Source organism: Geodermatophilus sp. SYSU D00696, from assembly GCF_054050235.1.
Map to the genome: position 1 here is coordinate 168,614 of NZ_JBJGYY010000002.1, position 14,514 is coordinate 183,127.

Sequence of the window (14,514 nt, forward strand, 5' to 3'; positions counted from 1 at the left end):
CATCGCAGCGAGGGACGAGCGAGGAGCGGAGCGCCCCGCGGGAGCGAGGGGGAGGCGCGGTGAGCGGGCAGGTCCTGGTGCTCGGCGGCACCGCCGAGGCGCGGCGGCTGGCCACCGAGCTGGTGGCCGGCGGGGTCGACGTCCTCTCCAGCCTCGCCGGGCGGGTGGCCGACCCGCTGCTGCCCGAGGGCCGGGTGCGGGTCGGCGGGTTCGGCGGTGCCGACGGGCTGGCCGACTGGCTGGCCACGCACCGGCCGGCCGCCGTCGTCGACGCCACCCACCCCTTCGCTGCGCGGATCACCGCCAACGCGGCCGCGGCCGCGGCCCGGCACCGCACCCCGCTGCTGCGGCTCCAGCGCCCCGGGTGGGCGCCGGGCCCGGGCGACGACTGGCGCTACGTGGACTCGCTGGCCGCGGCGGCCGAGGCGGTGCGCGGCCGCGGCACGGTCTTCCTCACCACCGGCCGGCAGGGGGTGGGCGCCTTCGCCGCGCTGCCGGGCCGGGTGCTGGTGCGGGCGGTGGACCCGCCCGACGAGCCGCTGCCGGCGGGGGCGGTGCTGCTGCTCGCCCGCGGCCCGTTCACGGTGGAGGAGGAGGTGGCACTGATGCGCGACCACGGCGTGGACGTCGTCGTCGCCAAGGACTCCGGCGGGCACCTGACCGAGGCCAAGCTGGTGGCCGCCCGGCAGCTCGGGCTGCCCGTCGTGCTGGTGCGCCGGCCACCGCTGCCCGCCGGGGTGACCGTGGTCGGCACGGTGGAGGAGGCGCTGCGCTGGGTGCGGGAAACCGCTTGAGACCGGCCGGTTCCGGATCGGAGGATGGCTCCTCGTGGAACCGATGATCGAGGCCCAGGTGCGCCGCTCCTTCGTGAACTGCTCGAAGGGCGAGGCGAACTCGGCGACCCTGCCGCGCGACCTGGCCGACCTGCCGTGGGACGAGCTCGAGGTGCTCGGCTGGCGGGACGCGAAGGCGCCGCTGCGCGGCTACCTCGTCGTCCAGCGGGAGGGCCGGCCGGTGGGCGTGGCGCTGCGGGCCGCCGACACCCGGATGTCGGTCCGCCGCAGCGTGATGTGCCTGCTCTGCCGGTCGACGCACGCCGGCGACGCGGTCTCGCTGTTCACCGCCCGGCGCGCCGGTGAGGCCGGGCGCAACGGCAACACGGTGGGCACCTACGTCTGCGCCGACCTCGGCTGCGCCGTCCGCGCCCGCAGCGAGATCCCGCCGTGGCTGCGTGACCGCGACCCGCTCCTCGTGGGCGAGGAGCGGGTCGCGGAGCTGCGCGGACGGGTGGCGGAGTTCGTCGACGCCGTCCTGGGGTGAGCCGCCGGCCCGCCCGGGTCCGGGCCCCCGCTCACCCGGACGGGCCGTCCACCGGCGGCAACGGGTAGCGGAGGGCTCCGCGGGCTACCTACCGGGGGTGACCGGACCCGTTCCGCTGACCGACGCGCTGCAGGAGCTCCGCGACGCCGTGGCGCATGCCCCGCTCGGCCTGGCCACGCCCGGCCGCGAGGCCACCGTCCGCACCGCGCGGGCCGTCGTCGACCAGGTCGACGACTACCTGCTGCCCCGGCTGCGCGACCTCGACGCCCCGCTGCTGGCGGTGGTCGGCGGTTCCACCGGCGCGGGCAAGTCCACGCTGGTCAACAGCGTGCTCGGGGCGCGGGTCACCACGCCCGGCGTGCTGCGCCCCACCACCCGGGCACCGGTGCTGGTGTGCTCGCCGGCCGACCTCGCCGCGTTCTCCGGCGACCGGGTGCTCCCGCACCTGCCGCGCACCACCGGCGCGGGCGACAGCGTCCGCGACGTCGCCGGCGGGCTGCGGCTGGTGCCCAGCGACGCGCTCCCGCCGGGGCTGGCGCTGATCGACGCCCCCGACGTCGACTCCGTGGTGGAGGCCAACCGCGACCTCGCCGGGCAGCTGCTGTCGGCCGCCGACCTGTGGGTCTTCGTGACGACGGCGGCGCGCTACGCCGACGCGGTCCCGTGGGACCTGCTGCGGACGGCGCAGGAGCGGGGCACCGCGCTGGCCGTCGTCCTCGACCGGACGCCGCCCGAGGCGGTGACCGAGGTCGCCGACGACCTGGCCGGGATGCTGCAGCGCGGCGGGCTGGGCGGCGCGCGGCTGTTCGTCGTCGAGGAGCGGCCGCTGGCCGACGGGTTCCTGCCCGAGGACCAGGTCGCCCCGCTGCGCGACTGGCTGCGCGGCCTGGCCGCCGACCAGGAGCAGCGCGCCGCCGTGGTCCGGCAGACGCTGGCCGGTGCGCTGGAGAGCCTCGACGGGCGGGTCGCCGCGGTGGCCGCGGGGGTCGACGAGCAGGCCGCGGCGGCCACCGCCCTGGCCGACGCCGCCGAGGCCGCCTACGACGGCGCGCGCGACGCCGTCGCCGAGGGCGTGGGCAACGGCAGCCTGCTGCGCGGCGAGGTGCTCGCCCGCTGGCAGGACTTCGTCGGCACCGGCGAGTGGATGCGCTCGCTGCAGAACCAGGTGGGCCGGCTGCGCGACCGCCTCGGGGCCGCGCTGAGCGGCCGGCCGACGACGGCCGACTCGCTGTCGGGGGCGCTGGAGTCCGGCGTCGAGACGCTGATGCGGTCCGAGGCCGACCGCGCCGCCGACCGCACGGTGACCGCGTGGCGGTCGCTGCCCGGCGGCGGGCCGCTGGTGGCCGGGCGCGAGGAGGCGCTGGGCGCCGCCTCGCCGGAGTTCGCGCCGGCCGCCGCCGACGAGGTGCGCGACTGGCAGGGCTTCGTGCTCGACCTGGTCCGCGAGGAGGGGGCGAGCCGGCGCTCGCGGGCGCGGCTGCTGTCCTGGGGGGTCAACGGCGCCGGGGCGGTGGTGATGGTCGCCGTGTTCGCCTCGACGGCGGGGCTGACCGGCGCGGAGCTCGCGGTCGCCGGCGGCACCACCGCCGTGGGGCAGCGGGTGCTCGAGGCGGTGTTCGGCGACGCCGCGGTGCGCGAGCTGGCGGCCCGGGCCCGCGCCGACCTCGACGCCCGCGCCGACCGGCTGCTGCGCGTCGAGCAGGAGCGCTTCGACGAGCTGCTGGACGTCGTCGCCGACGCCCCCGACGCGGCCGGGCGGCTGCGGGCCGCCGTCGCCGCGCTGGCCGCGGCCCGGGGCGTGGCCGCGTGAGGGCTCGGGAGACGCCGCTGGCCGACCGGCTGGCCGCGCTGCGCGAGGCGGTGGGGGTGGCCGAGGGGCGGCTGGAGGTCCCCGAGATCGGCGCCGCGCGGCAGCTGCTGGCCAAGGCCGGCGCCCGCGAGGCGCTGGGCGACGCCACCGTCGTCGCGCTGGCCGGGGCCACCGGCAGCGGCAAGTCCACGCTGTTCAACGCCCTGTCCGGGGCGGAGGTGAGCACGCCGGGGGTGCGGCGGCCCACCACCGGCGTCGCGCATGCGAGCGTCTGGGGCGAGCAGGGCGCGGACCGGCTGCTCGACTGGCTGGAGGTGCCCCGCCGGCACCGGGTGGCCGACCCCGACCCCGCCCTCGACGGGCTGGTGCTGCTGGACCTGCCCGACCACGACAGCGTGCGGCTGGAGAACCGGCTGGAGGTCGACCGGCTGGTGCAGCTGGTCGACGTCCTGGTGTGGGTGCTCGACCCGCAGAAGTACGCCGACGACGCGGTGCACACCCGCTACCTCGCGCCGCTGGCCGGGCACGCGGGCGTGCTGCTGGTGGTGCTCAACCAGGTCGACCGGCTCGACGAGGCCGCGGCCGTCGCGTGCCTGACCGACCTGCGCCGGCTGCTCGACGAGGAGGGGCTGACCGGGACGCCGGTGCTGCCCACCGCGGCCCGCACCGGCCTGGGCCTGCCGGAGCTGCGCGCCGAGCTGGCCCGCCGGGTCGGTGCGCGGAAGGCGGCGACCGACCGGCTCACCGCCGACGCCCGCGCCGCGGCCGGCGCGCTGGCCGAGCACTGCGCGCCCGACCTCGGCCGCGACCGCGGACCCGGTCGCGCCGCCCGCGAGGAGCTCACCGCCGCGCTGGCCGACGCCGCCGGGGTGCCCGCCGTCGTCGGCGCGGTCGAGCGCTCGGCCCGCCGCAACGGCACCGCGCACACCGGCTGGCCGCTGCTGCGGTGGACGCGCAAGCTGCGCGCCGACCCGCTGGCCCGGCTCAACCTGGGCGACGAGCGGTCGCGCACCTCGCTGCCGCAGGCCGGGTCGGTGCAGCGGGCCGGCATGGACGCCGCGCTGCGCCGGGCCCGCGACGACGCCGGCCGCGGGCTGCCGCCGGCCTGGCGCGACGAGCTGCGCCGCACCACCGAGGACACCGCCGAGCGGCTGCCCGACCGGCTCGACCGTGCCGTCGCCGGTACCGACCTGGGCCCGGACCGCACGCCGCTGTGGCAGCGCGCGGTCGGCGGCCTGCAGTGGCTGCTCGCGCTGGTGGCGCTGGCCGGGGCGCTGTGGCTGATCGGCCTGGTCGGACTGGGGCTGCTGCAGCTCGACGACGTCGTGCCGCTGCCCCGGGTGCAGGGGATCCCGCTGCCCACGGTGCTGCTGGTCCTCGGGCTGCTCGCCGGGTTGCTGCTGGCCCTGGTGTGCCGGCCGCTGGTGGCCGCGGGGGCCCGGCGCCGGGCGCGGACGGCTCGGCGCCGGTTGACCGCACGGGTGGCCGAGGTGGCCGAGGAGGAGGTGCTGGCCCCGGTGGCGGAAGTGCGCGCCGAGCACGACCGCTACTGCGCCGCGGTGGGTCGCGCGCGCTCCTGACGCGCGGCACCGGCGGGCGTGGACACCGGGTGCCGGACCGGACAGGCTGGCCTCTCGGCACCGGTGAGGGGAGCGGTCGATGGTCGCGCGCTACGAGTACAAGGTCGAGGAGATCCGCGAGGGCATGATCGGCGGCAAGATGTCCGGCGGCAAGCTCGAGAAGGTCCTGAACTCGTACGCCCGCGAGGGCTGGCAGCTCCGGGCGATCACGTCCGTCGAGGTGAAGGGCCGTATCGGGCCCGGCGGTGTGGAGGGCGTCCTGGTCACCTTCGAGCGGCCGCTCGTCTGAGCCACCCGGCGGCGGCCGGGATCAGTTCGGGTTCAGGTCCTCGATCCTCCTCAGCAGCCAGAGGCGGACGTCGGCGAGGCGGTCCTCCCGGGAGGCGGCGAGCTGCTGGCGCAGCCGCTCACGGTCCTCGCGGGACGGGTCGTCGGTCACGCTGGGAGTCCGTACCCGCCGGGACGTGCTTCTACCTGCAGACGGGCCTCGGGACCTCGCGTGGCCGGCGGACCGGGGAGTCCGGTGTCCTGGACCGGCCGCAGGACACCTCAACCCGTGGGGGCCGGCTCGATGCGGTGCCGGCGCACCCACAGGAGGACGCCGAGGACGACCATCACCAGCACCGCGACGAGGAACCCGGCATGGGTGCGGCCGGGGACGACCGCGCTGGAGACCAGGGCGAAGTCCCACAGCCCGTGGAGCAGAGCCGGTGCGAGCAACCCGCCCGCGCGCCTGCGGACCAGGTAGAAGAAGTAGCCGGCGACCGCGGTGACGAACACCTGGACGAAGGCCCCCACCCCCTCGCTGACCAGGTTGGTCGCATGGGCCAGGCCGAAGACCAGGGTGGACCACAGTGCGACCCGGCCCTCGCTGAACCCGTTGGTGCGGAACACCGTGACGCCCAGGCCGCGGAACATGCCCTCCTCGGCGGACCCGACGAGCAGGCAGCTGAGCAGCAGCAGGAGGGTGAAGCCGAGCCCGCGGTCGGCCAGGCCGCCGTAGTTGACCGCCGCGACGGTGCCGGCCCCCATGAGGACCGGGACGACGACCACCCAGCGCTGCACCGGCCGGGCGTCCACCAGCACGGGCCGCCACCACCGCAGGAGGGCCACGGCGGCGAGGACGAACGCCAGCGAGACGCCGACCGGGGCGGTGATGCTGCGCCACACCTCGTCCGGAGTCGTCGGGGAGGCGTAGCCGGCGTCGGTGCCTCGGGTCAGCAGCACCGCCAGACCCTGGAGGAGGACCAGGTAGACGATCAGCAGCGCGATCCACCCGGCCACGGACAACCGGCGCGCGCCGGGCGGGTCCTCGACGACCGGGCCGGACACGTCGCTGGTCATGGCCGTCAACGTATGGCCGGTGGCTGCCCGCGGAGGGGGACTGGGTCGTCCGCCGGCCCGGGCGCCGGTCCGCCTCGTGGGCGGCGGTCGCGGAGCGGGTCAGGCCGCCAGCGGCTCGGCCGGCTCCTCGACGCGGTCCGGAGCGGCGTCCCGGCGGTCCGACAGCCGCAGGCCGGCCGCCGCCCCCACCGCCAGCAGGACGACGACGCCGCCGTAGACCTCGGCGACCGGTCGCAGCCCCACGGCGCCCGCGGCGACGCCCGCGACGATGGCCGGGATGCTGAAGGCCAGGTAGCCGACGACGAAGACGCTCGACAGCAGCCCCGCGCGGTGGCCGGGCTCGACGCCGGCGGTCACCAGGGCCACCGCGCCGAGGAACGCCGCGCCGAAGCCCACGCCGGACACCGCGGCCGACAGGAGGAACAGCCACAGCGAGCCGGTGACCAGCGAGACCAGCAGGACACCGACCGCGACGGCGAACACCAGGCAGCCGCCGCCCATCGACCGGCGCGGCGGCAGGTCGCGGGCGAGCAGGCTGCCGACGACACCGGCGCCCTGCATGCACAGGATGAGCAGGCTGCCGACGACGTGGTCGGCGACGCCGAAGACGCCGGCGACCAGCGACGGGCCGAGGGAGAGCACCAGCCCGCCCATCGCCCACAGCGCCACCAGGGCGGGGACGGCGACGGCGAACGCCCGGCGCTGCGGCCGGGGCACCTCGACCCTCGGGCGCAGCGAGGCCAGCGCTCCGGGCAGCCGCGGTGAGGACTCCGGCAGCACCAGGACCAGCGCGGCGCCGAGCACGAAGACGACGGTGAGCACGCCGAACACCCACGGCGTCGGGCTGGCGACGGACTCGATCGCCAGACCCGCGCCGACGGCGCCGAGGGACAGGCCCAGGCCGGGGGAGACGCTGTTGAGCAGCGCACCGATCGGCCGCCGGCCCGGGCGCTGCAGGTCGAGCAGGGTGGCGCCGAGCGACCCGGTCAGCGCGCCGGTGGACAGCCCCTGCAGCACCCGTGCGGCCAGCAGCCAGCCCACGCCGTCGGCGGCGAGGAAGACGGCCATGGCCACCGCCTGCAGCAGCAGCCCGCCGGCGAGCACCGGCCGCCGCCCGACGTGGTCGGACAGGCTCCCGACCACCAGCAGCGCGGCCAGCAGCGCGAAGGCGTAGATGCCGAAGACCAGGGTCAGGACGCCGGCGCCGAAGCCGAACTGCTCCTGGTAGACGCGGTAGAGCGGCGTCGGGACCCCGGAGGCGGCCAGCACCAGCACGAGCAGTCCGGCCACCGACCAGAACGCGGCGGGGCGGGAGAGGCGGGGCACGCCGGGGGACAAGCGGGACCGCGAGCTGGTTGTTCCCCGCAACGGCGTGTCGGCGTCAGGAGGGGTAGCGGCGCGGTGTGTAGACCTGCCCCGACGGCGTCACCCGGGTCTGCGAGGAGCCGACGAGCACCAGGCAGCGCATGTCGACGGTCTCCGGGTCGAGCTCGCCGAGCGTCGTCACCCGGACCTCCTCCCCCGGCCCGCCGACGTCGCGGCCGACGACGACCACCGTCTCCGGCTTGCGCACCTCCAGCAGCGCGGTCAGCGCCTCGCCGAGCTGGTGCGGCCGCGCCCGCGAGCGCGGGTTGTAGAGCGCGAGGACCAGGTCGGCGGCCGCGGCCGCGCGCAGCCGGTCGAGCACCACGTCGAGCGGCTTGAGCACGTCGGAGAGGCTGATGACGGCGAAGTCGTGGCCCAGCGGGGCGCCGACACGGGAGGCCACGGCCTGCGCGGCGGTCAGGCCGGGCAGCACCCGGACGCGGACGCCGGCGTGCTCGGGACGGGCGGCCACCTCGAGCACCGCGGCGGCCATGGCGAACACGCCCGGGTCGCCGCTGGAGACCACCGCGACCCGCCGTCCCGACCGGGCCAGCTCCAGGGCGTGCGCGGCCCGTTCGGCCTCCACCCGGTTGTCGCTGGGGTGCCGGGTCTGCCGCGGGTTGGCCGGCACGCGGTCGAGGTAGGGCCCGTAGCCGACCAGGTCGTCGGCGGACGCCACCGCGTCGGCGGCCTCGGGCGTCGTCCAGCCGCGCGCGCCGGGGCCGAGGCCGACGACGACCACCTCACCGGCCCGCGGTCCGGCGTCCTGGGCGTCGGGCGGCGCGGAGGAGGCCGCGGTGAGGGGGCTGGGCAGCAGCGCGAGGGAGAAGTAGGGCACCGTCGCCGGGTCGACGCCGGCGAGGGGCAGCGTGCGCTGCCGGTCGGTGGTGGCCCGCTCGACGTAGAGCGCGCGGTCGAGCACGCCGGCGGCCTCGAACGCCTCCCGCACCTGCGGGAACGTGCGGCCGAGCTTCATCACGACCGCGGAGTCGGTGGTGGCCAGCCACTCGGCGAGCTCGTCGGCGGGCAGCGTGCCGGGCAGCACGGTGAGCACCTCGTCCCGCTCCACCAGCGGCCGGCCGACCACCGCGGCGGCGCCGCTGACGCTGGTCACGCCGGGCACCACCTCGGTCGGGTACCGGTGCGCGAGCCGCTTGTGCATGTGCATGTAGGACCCGTAGAAGAACGGGTCGCCCTCGGCGAGCACGACGACGTCGCGGCCGGCGTCGAGGTGGGCGGCGAGCCGGCCGGCGGCGTCCTCGTAGAACTCGTCGATGGCGCCCTGGTAGCCGCCGGGGTGGTCGGTGCCCTCGGTGGTGACCGGGTAGACCAGCAGCTCCTCGACCTGCCCCTCCCGCAGGTACGGGGCGGCCAGCGCGCGGGCGACCGAACGGCCGTGCCGCGCGGCGTGGAAGGCGACGACGTCGGCGGCGGCGATCAGCCGGGCGGCCTTGACGGTGACCAGCTCGGGGTCGCCGGGACCCAGCCCGACGCCGTAGAGGCGGCCGGTCATTCCACGTCGCTCGCGATCGCGTTCACGGCCGCGGCGGTGATCGCGCTGCCGCCGCGGCGGCCGCGGACGACGAGGAACTCCAGGTCCGAGGCGGCCAGCGCCTCCTTCGACTCGGCCGCGCCGATGAAGCCGACCGGGATGCCGAGCACGGCGGCCGGGCGCGGGGCGCCGGCGGCGACCATCTCGAGCAGGTGGAACAGCGCGGTGGGGGCGTTGCCGATCGCGACGACGGCGCCGTCGAGGCGCTCGCCCCACAGCTCCAGCGCGGCGGCGGTGCGGGTGGTGCCGAGCTCGGCGGCCAGCGCCGGCACCCGCGGGTCGTCGAGGGTGCAGACGACGTCGTTGTCCTTCGGCAGCCGCCGCCGGGTGATGCCGGAGGCGACCATCCGGGCGTCGCAGAGCACGGGCGCGCCGGCGTCGAGCGCCTCGCGGGCACGCCGGACGACGTCGGGGCTGTAGGCGACGTCGGCCACCAGGTCGACCTGGCCGCAGGCGTGGATCATCCGCACGACGGCGCGGGCGACGTCGTCGGGCAGGCCGGTGAGGTCGGCCTCGGCCCGGATCGTCGCGAACGACTGCCGGTAGATCTCGGCGCCGTCCTTCTCGTACTCGTACATCGCCCGCGAGGCTACGGCCCGCCGCGGCGTCGTCCCCGCCCGCGTGCCGGGACGCCGGAGGCCGGCCGCGCTCCTCAGGCCGGCGCGGCCACCGCCGGCACGCCGGTCAGCTCGGTGCAGACCTCCCACAGCTCGCGCTCCCGCCGCGGGTCGAACGACGCGGCCGACGGCCGGGTCACCGCGCCGATCTCCACGTACCCCCCGCGCAGGCCGGCGTGCGTGCGGCCCAGGACCAGGTCGGCGAGGGCCCGGGCCGAGCGCCGGGGGGTGGTCACCCCCGGCAGCACCCGCAGCACCGGGAGCAGCCAGGACCAGGCCCACCGCTCCAGCGCGGTGCGCCGCCGGGCCAGCCCGGTGCCCGGCATCAGGCCCGGGTCGTAGACGTTGACCCGCAGCGCCGGGGCGGCCCCGCCGTGGCGGCGGTCCCACTCGTGCGCCTGGTACACGACCGCTAGTTTGCTGGTCGCATACGCGCGCGACCCGGCCCTGGGATCGCCGTCGGGGCCGTCCGGGCGGGCCAGGTCGCGCGGGTGCTCCCACCGCGGCGGGTCGACCAGGCCCATCGAGCGGTCGCCGTGGTGGGTTCCGCTGCCCAGCAGGACGACGTGCGCTCCGTCGGCCATCGCCGGCCGCAGCGACTCCACCAGCACGTGCGGCGCGAGCACGTTGACGCCGAAGGTGAGCTCGTGGCCGTCGGCGGTGACCTGCCGGCGGTCGGCCGTCTGGACGCCGGCGTTGGACACCAGGGCCGTCACCGGGGGCAGGTCGCCGGCGGCGACGGTGTCGCGGACGGTCGTCGCGGCGGCCCGCACCTGGTCCAGGGAGGCGAGGTCGCAGGGGACGGTCACCACGCGGGCGCCGGAGCGGGCCGCGTCCTCCGCCGCCGCCTCGAGGGCGGCGCCGGGACGCCCCACGAGCACGAGGGCGGCGGAGGGCCGGGCGGCCGCGAGCGCGGGAACCAGCGCGCGACCCAGGCCGCGGGTCGGTCCGGTGACGACGATGCAGTCGGTGATGTCAGGAACTGTCATGCTCACCATCGTGGGTGATGTCAGTGACTGACGCAAGTGCCCCCGGCTACGGTCGTCGCGTGGCGCGCTGGCAGGAGGGCACCCGCGGGCGGTTGCAGGAGGCCGCCGTCGGGCTGTTCGCCGCCCAGGGCTACGGCTCGACCACCACCGAGCAGATCGCGGCCGCAGCCGGGGTCACGCAGCGCACGTTCTTCCGGCACTTCCGGGACAAGGAGGAGGTGCTCTTCGCCGAGGACGACGCCCTGCTCGGGGCGCTGCTGCAGGGAGTGCGGTCGCTCCCGGACGACGCCGCGCCGGTCGCCGTCGTGCGCGCCGCCCTCGGCTCGCTGGCCGACCGGCTGCACGACGGGCGGGAGGCCCAGCGGCGGCGCGCGGAGGTGGTCGCCAGCGACCCGGCCCTGGTCGGCCGCGACCTGGCCAAGCAGGCGCGCTGGATCGAGGCGCTGGCCGACGTGCTGGCCGCCCGGGATCTGCCCCTGGGGCGGGCCCGGGCCCTCGCCGGGGCCGGCGCGGCCGCGTTCCGGACCGCCTACCGCGCCTGGCTGACCGGCCCCGCCCGGCCCGGTCTGGCGCGGCGCGTGGAGCGCGCGCTGGACGAGCTCGCCGAGGACCTCGCCGGCCGGTCGCCGGGCGCGCCCGCCGAGTAGCCGTGCCCGCCGGGTAGCCGCGCCCGCCGGGTAGCCGCGGGCGCAGGCGGGTAGCCGGGGGCATGGCCCTTCCCCGTCTGCTCGTCCTCGTCCTGGCCGGCGGTGCCGGTGGCCGCCTGCAGCTGCTCACCCAGCACCGGGCCAAGCCGGCCGTCCCGTTCGCGGGCGTCTACCGGCTCATCGACTTCCCACTGAGCAACTGCCAGCACTCGCACGTCGCCGACGTGTGGGTGTCGATCCAGCAGCACCCGACCTCGCTCGCCGACCACCTGGCCAACGGCCGGCCGTGGGACCTCGACCGCACGCACGGCGGGCTGATGACCCTGCCGCCGTTCCAGGGGACCGAGCGGGGCGGGTGGAACACCGGCACCGCCAACTCGCTGTGGCGCCAGGCCGAGCTCATCCGCGGGTTCGGCGCCGACGCGCTGGTCGTGGTCAGTGCCGACGCCGTCTACGAGCTCGACTACCGGGAGGTGGCCGACGCGCACCTGCAGTCGGGCGCGGAGGTGACCATGGTGACCACCGAGGTCGACGCCGACGACGCCGCCCGCTACGGGATCGTCGAGGTCGACGGCGACCGGGTGACCGGCTACGCCTACAAGCCCGACGAGCCGGCCACGACCACCGCCACCAACGAGGTCTTCGTCTTCGACCCGGAGCCGACGCTCGACCGGCTCGAGCAGCTGCGCTCCGAGGTGGGCGAGGAGGGGCTGGAGGACCTCGGCTCCCACCTGCTGCCGGCGCAGACGCGCGACGGCCTCGCGCGGGCCCACCCGCTCAAGGGGTACTGGCGCGACGTCGGCACGGTGGAGTCCTACTGGGAGGCGCACCAGGAGTTCCTGTCGGAGGAGCCGCCGATCGACCTCGACGCCCCGGACTGGCCGATCCACACCCGCGGCGGCCGGCGCAGCGCCGCCCGGGTCCTCGACGACGGCCGGATCGAGAACAGCCTGCTCTCCGGCGGCACCCGCGTCTCGGGCGACGTGCGCGGCTCGGTGCTCTCGCCCGGGGTGGTGGTGGAGCCCGGCGCCACCGTCGTCGACTCGGTGCTGCTGCCCGGCGTGCGGGTGCGCTCGGGTGCCACGGTGACGCGCTCGGTGGTCGACGACGCCGTCGACGTCGGCCGCGGCTGCACGGTGGGCGGCGACGGGGACATCACCCTCGTCGGCCTGCGGGCGCGGCTCGAGGAGGGCACGGAGGTCCCCGCCGGCGCCCGCTACCCCGACCCGGAGGAGACCTCGTAGCCCGCCGGCGTCGCGACGACGTCCAGCACGTCCCCGCGCGGCCGGCCGCACCGGCGTCCGCACCCCGCCCAGTGCACGCGCACCCTCTCGGGCACCGTGCCGGACACGACGGCCGCCGCGGCGTCGGCGCGGACGTCGGCCAGCGACCGCGCGCACCCGGGCCGGCCGGCGCAGGCGGTCACCCGCGTCCACGGGTTCTCGGCGTCGAAGACGACGCCGGTCCGGTGCAGGTCGACGGCGGCGTCGTCGACGCGGTCCTCGGGCAGGTCGGGCACGACGACGCTGCGCCACGGCGTCAGCTGGACCTCCGCGGTGAGCGAGGCCAGCAGGTCGGCCTGACCCGCGGAGAGCCGGCCCAGCGGGACGACGCCGACGAGCGCCGTCCGCCCGTCCGCCTGCGTGTCGGCGCCCACTGGTCCCACCGGCGGCGCGGCCGGGACGGGGACCGGCGACACCGGGGAGCCGGGGAGGCGCGCCCGCACCCGCGCCGGGCCGTCGTCGAGCTCGGCCAGCCGCCACGCGGTGCCGCCTTGGGCGTCGCGCTCGGCGAGGAGGGCGCGCGTGGCGGCGAGCAGCAGGTCCACGGCGACGTCCGGTGTGGCGCGCAGCCCGCTGTCGGCCCCGGCGAGCAGCAGTGCCACGTCGCCGCCGGGGAGGGCGAGCAGGCCGGCGTCGCCGCCGAGCCCGCTCACGTCGCCGCGGCCGTCGTCGAGGGTGGCCAGGTAGCGGCCCGGCAGCCCGGCCAGCGCCGGGTCGGCGCACAGGCCGGCGTCCAGCGCGGCGACCCACGGGCGGGCGTCGAGCAGCCCCCCGGCGCGGCCGGTGAGGGTGCTGGCCAGCACGTTGCGCACCCGCTCGTGGGTCTCGCTGGGCAGCAGGCCGGCCGCGGCCAGCCGGTCGCCGAGCTCGCGGGTGGCTCCGGACGCGAGCCCGCGCAGCTGCAGGTTGCCGCGGCTGGTCATCTCCAGGCCGCCGTCGCCGAGGTCGCGCGCCGCGGCGGCGAGCGTCCGCAGCTGGGCGGCGCTCAGCAGCCCGCCCGGCACCCGCACGCGGGCCAGCTCGCCGTCGGCGGCGGCGTGCGTCTGCAGCGCACCCGGGCAGGCGTCGGCGCGGGTTCGGGCAGTGGTCATGGCGCCCGCGACGGTACGACGCGGGCGCCACGACCACCCGGCGTCAGGCGTCCCGGCGGGCGCGGTCGAACGACATCCAGACCTCGCGGCGCTCCTTGCGGGTGGTCACCTGCGCCATGGCGGCGACGCGGCGGCGCTGGTCGAAGGAGGCGATGTGCTGGACGACGGCGATCTCGGCCTCGCGCATGGCCCGCTCGGCGGCGAACTCGGCCGGCGTCGACGGGTACTCGTCGGCCGGGACCGGGGGCACCTCGTCGCCGCGCTCGCGCGCGTAGGGGCTGTCGGGCGGCAGGTTGCCGCTCACCCGGCCGTAGGCGCCGAGCACCAGCAGCACCAGGCCGGCGACGACGGAGAAGACCACGTTGCTGATGCCGAACGCGAGGATGTTGAGGTCGGTGTTGAGCACGGCCAGGTTGGCCAGCGCCGACACGAGGAACAGCACGCCGATGACGATCATGACCGTCGAGGCGGTGCGCGGGCTGCGCAGCGCGGAGAAGACCAGCACGACCGCCGTCACGATCGAGATGGTCGACAGCAGGCCGTTCGACGACAGGCCGAGGACGCGCTCGCCGTCGGTGGAGAAGTAGGCCAGCCCGTTGGCGAACCCGAGCACGCCGAAGACCGCGATCACCCCGGCGACGACGAACGCGCCGATGCGCTGCACGGTGTAGACGCGGTTGCGCTCCGCCGCGGGCGGGGCATCGGGCTGCCGACGGGGAGGGGCTGGCGAGCGGCCGGCCGTCCGGTGGCGGTGCAGCGACAGGGCCATGGTGTGCTCCTCGAGCCGGAGGACTGCTGGCAACGGTTGTTCCCAACTCGATGGCGCACGGATGCACCTCGTTCCGGACTTCCTCGTGCCGTGCGCGCCCGGGCGTGTCGCGGTCCGGGAAGAGCGGCCCGCCCGCCGTCGTTCCGT

Annotated in this window: 15 protein-coding genes; 7 read left to right on the forward strand and 8 right to left on the reverse strand. The window is 77.3% G+C overall.

From position 1 onward, the window contains the following. The first annotated feature begins 59 nt into the window (after positions 1-59). The 5 genes from ACI79O_RS02485 (at position 60) to ACI79O_RS02505 (ending at position 4,999) form a co-directional block, all read left to right on the forward strand. Positions 60-794, forward strand: coding sequence for a cobalt-precorrin-6A reductase (locus ACI79O_RS02485; protein ID WP_456889994.1), 735 nt, complete (start codon positions 60-62; stop codon positions 792-794). Positions 795-837: 43 nt separating this feature from the next. Then, the gene (locus ACI79O_RS02490) at positions 838-1,320 is read left to right on the forward strand and encodes an FBP domain-containing protein (protein WP_456913344.1); all 483 of its coding nucleotides are present in this window, start codon (positions 838-840) and stop codon (positions 1,318-1,320) included. A gap of 97 nt (positions 1,321-1,417) precedes the next feature. After that, entirely contained in the window at positions 1,418-3,130 is a 1,713-nt protein-coding gene (locus ACI79O_RS02495) for an ABC transporter (RefSeq protein ID WP_456875193.1), read from the forward strand. Then, the gene (locus ACI79O_RS02500; protein ID WP_456913280.1) at positions 3,127-4,710 is read left to right on the forward strand and encodes a YfjP family GTPase; all 1,584 of its coding nucleotides are present in this window, start codon (positions 3,127-3,129) and stop codon (positions 4,708-4,710) included. The genes ACI79O_RS02495 and ACI79O_RS02500 overlap by 4 nt, the downstream gene beginning before the upstream one ends. 79 nt (positions 4,711-4,789) lie before the next feature. After that, positions 4,790-4,999, forward strand: a complete 210-nt coding sequence (locus tag ACI79O_RS02505; protein ID WP_456875191.1) for a DUF4177 domain-containing protein — start codon at positions 4,790-4,792, stop codon at positions 4,997-4,999. Between the two features lie 21 nt (positions 5,000-5,020). Here ACI79O_RS02505 and ACI79O_RS02510 read toward each other — a convergent pair whose 3' ends face one another. From ACI79O_RS02510 to ACI79O_RS02535, 6 genes are all read right to left on the reverse strand, one after another. After that, positions 5,021-5,149: a hypothetical protein gene (locus ACI79O_RS02510; protein WP_456875190.1), complete on the reverse strand. Its 129-nt coding sequence runs from the start codon at positions 5,147-5,149 to the stop codon at positions 5,021-5,023. A 110-nt stretch (positions 5,150-5,259) separates the two neighbouring features. Further along, positions 5,260-6,054 (reverse strand): CPBP family intramembrane glutamic endopeptidase, encoded by a 795-nt coding sequence (locus tag ACI79O_RS02515; protein ID WP_456913281.1) that lies wholly within the window; start codon positions 6,052-6,054, stop codon positions 5,260-5,262. Positions 6,055-6,153: 99 nt separating this feature from the next. Next, positions 6,154-7,380 carry an MFS transporter gene (locus ACI79O_RS02520; RefSeq protein WP_456913282.1) on the reverse strand — a complete coding sequence of 409 codons (1,227 nt, stop codon included), beginning with the start codon at positions 7,378-7,380 and terminating at the stop codon, positions 6,154-6,156. A 55-nt stretch (positions 7,381-7,435) separates the two neighbouring features. Beyond that, positions 7,436-8,932: a precorrin-2 C(20)-methyltransferase gene (locus tag ACI79O_RS02525; RefSeq protein WP_456913283.1), complete on the reverse strand. Its 1,497-nt coding sequence runs from the start codon at positions 8,930-8,932 to the stop codon at positions 7,436-7,438. Further along, on the reverse strand, positions 8,929-9,549 hold the full coding sequence (locus tag ACI79O_RS02530; RefSeq protein ID WP_456913284.1) for a precorrin-8X methylmutase: 621 nt from the start codon (positions 9,547-9,549) through the stop codon (positions 8,929-8,931). Before ACI79O_RS02530 ends, ACI79O_RS02525 begins: the two co-directional genes overlap by 4 nt. Positions 9,550-9,623: 74 nt before the next feature. Further along, entirely contained in the window at positions 9,624-10,577 is a 954-nt protein-coding gene (locus tag ACI79O_RS02535) for an SDR family NAD(P)-dependent oxidoreductase (RefSeq protein ID WP_456890007.1), read from the reverse strand. 59 nt (positions 10,578-10,636) lie between these two features. Between ACI79O_RS02535 and ACI79O_RS02540 the strand changes: the two genes are divergently transcribed. Then, complete coding sequence (locus tag ACI79O_RS02540; protein WP_456913285.1) at positions 10,637-11,224, forward strand: TetR/AcrR family transcriptional regulator; 588 nt, start codon at positions 10,637-10,639, stop codon at positions 11,222-11,224. A gap of 62 nt (positions 11,225-11,286) precedes the next feature. After that, positions 11,287-12,468 carry a glucose-1-phosphate adenylyltransferase family protein gene (locus ACI79O_RS02545; protein ID WP_456890014.1) on the forward strand — a complete coding sequence of 394 codons (1,182 nt, stop codon included), beginning with the start codon at positions 11,287-11,289 and terminating at the stop codon, positions 12,466-12,468. Here the strand turns inward: ACI79O_RS02545 and cobG are convergent. Together cobG and ACI79O_RS02555 are read right to left on the reverse strand one after the other, a co-directional pair. Then, positions 12,441-13,598 (reverse strand): precorrin-3B synthase, encoded by a 1,158-nt coding sequence (cobG, locus tag ACI79O_RS02550; RefSeq protein ID WP_456913286.1) that lies wholly within the window; start codon positions 13,596-13,598, stop codon positions 12,441-12,443. The two genes, ACI79O_RS02545 and cobG, sit on opposite strands and share 28 nt — an antisense overlap. A gap of 43 nt (positions 13,599-13,641) precedes the next feature. Further along, the gene (locus ACI79O_RS02555; protein WP_456890017.1) at positions 13,642-14,367 is read right to left on the reverse strand and encodes a DUF4383 domain-containing protein; all 726 of its coding nucleotides are present in this window, start codon (positions 14,365-14,367) and stop codon (positions 13,642-13,644) included. Between the last annotated feature and the right edge of the window lie 147 nt (positions 14,368-14,514).

What these genes read in the sequence shown, in the direction of transcription:
- ACI79O_RS02490 (WP_456913344.1), top strand. Translation starts at nt 838, where the DNA reads ATGATCGAGGCCCAGGTGCGCCGCTCCTTCGTGAACTGCTCGAAGGGC.
- ACI79O_RS02505 (WP_456875191.1), top strand. Translation starts at nt 4,790, where the DNA reads ATGGTCGCGCGCTACGAGTACAAGGTCGAGGAGATCCGCGAGGGCATG.
- ACI79O_RS02515 (WP_456913281.1), bottom strand. Translation starts at nt 6,054, where the DNA reads ATGACCAGCGACGTGTCCGGCCCGGTCGTCGAGGACCCGCCCGGCGCG.
- ACI79O_RS02525 (WP_456913283.1), bottom strand. Translation starts at nt 8,932, where the DNA reads ATGACCGGCCGCCTCTACGGCGTCGGGCTGGGTCCCGGCGACCCCGAG.
- ACI79O_RS02530 (WP_456913284.1), bottom strand. Translation starts at nt 9,549, where the DNA reads ATGTACGAGTACGAGAAGGACGGCGCCGAGATCTACCGGCAGTCGTTC.
- ACI79O_RS02535 (WP_456890007.1), bottom strand. Translation starts at nt 10,577, where the DNA reads ATGACAGTTCCTGACATCACCGACTGCATCGTCGTCACCGGACCGACC.
- ACI79O_RS02545 (WP_456890014.1), top strand. Translation starts at nt 11,287, where the DNA reads ATGGCCCTTCCCCGTCTGCTCGTCCTCGTCCTGGCCGGCGGTGCCGGT.
- cobG (WP_456913286.1), bottom strand. Translation starts at nt 13,598, where the DNA reads ATGACCACTGCCCGAACCCGCGCCGACGCCTGCCCGGGTGCGCTGCAG.
- ACI79O_RS02555 (WP_456890017.1), bottom strand. Translation starts at nt 14,367, where the DNA reads ATGGCCCTGTCGCTGCACCGCCACCGGACGGCCGGCCGCTCGCCAGCC.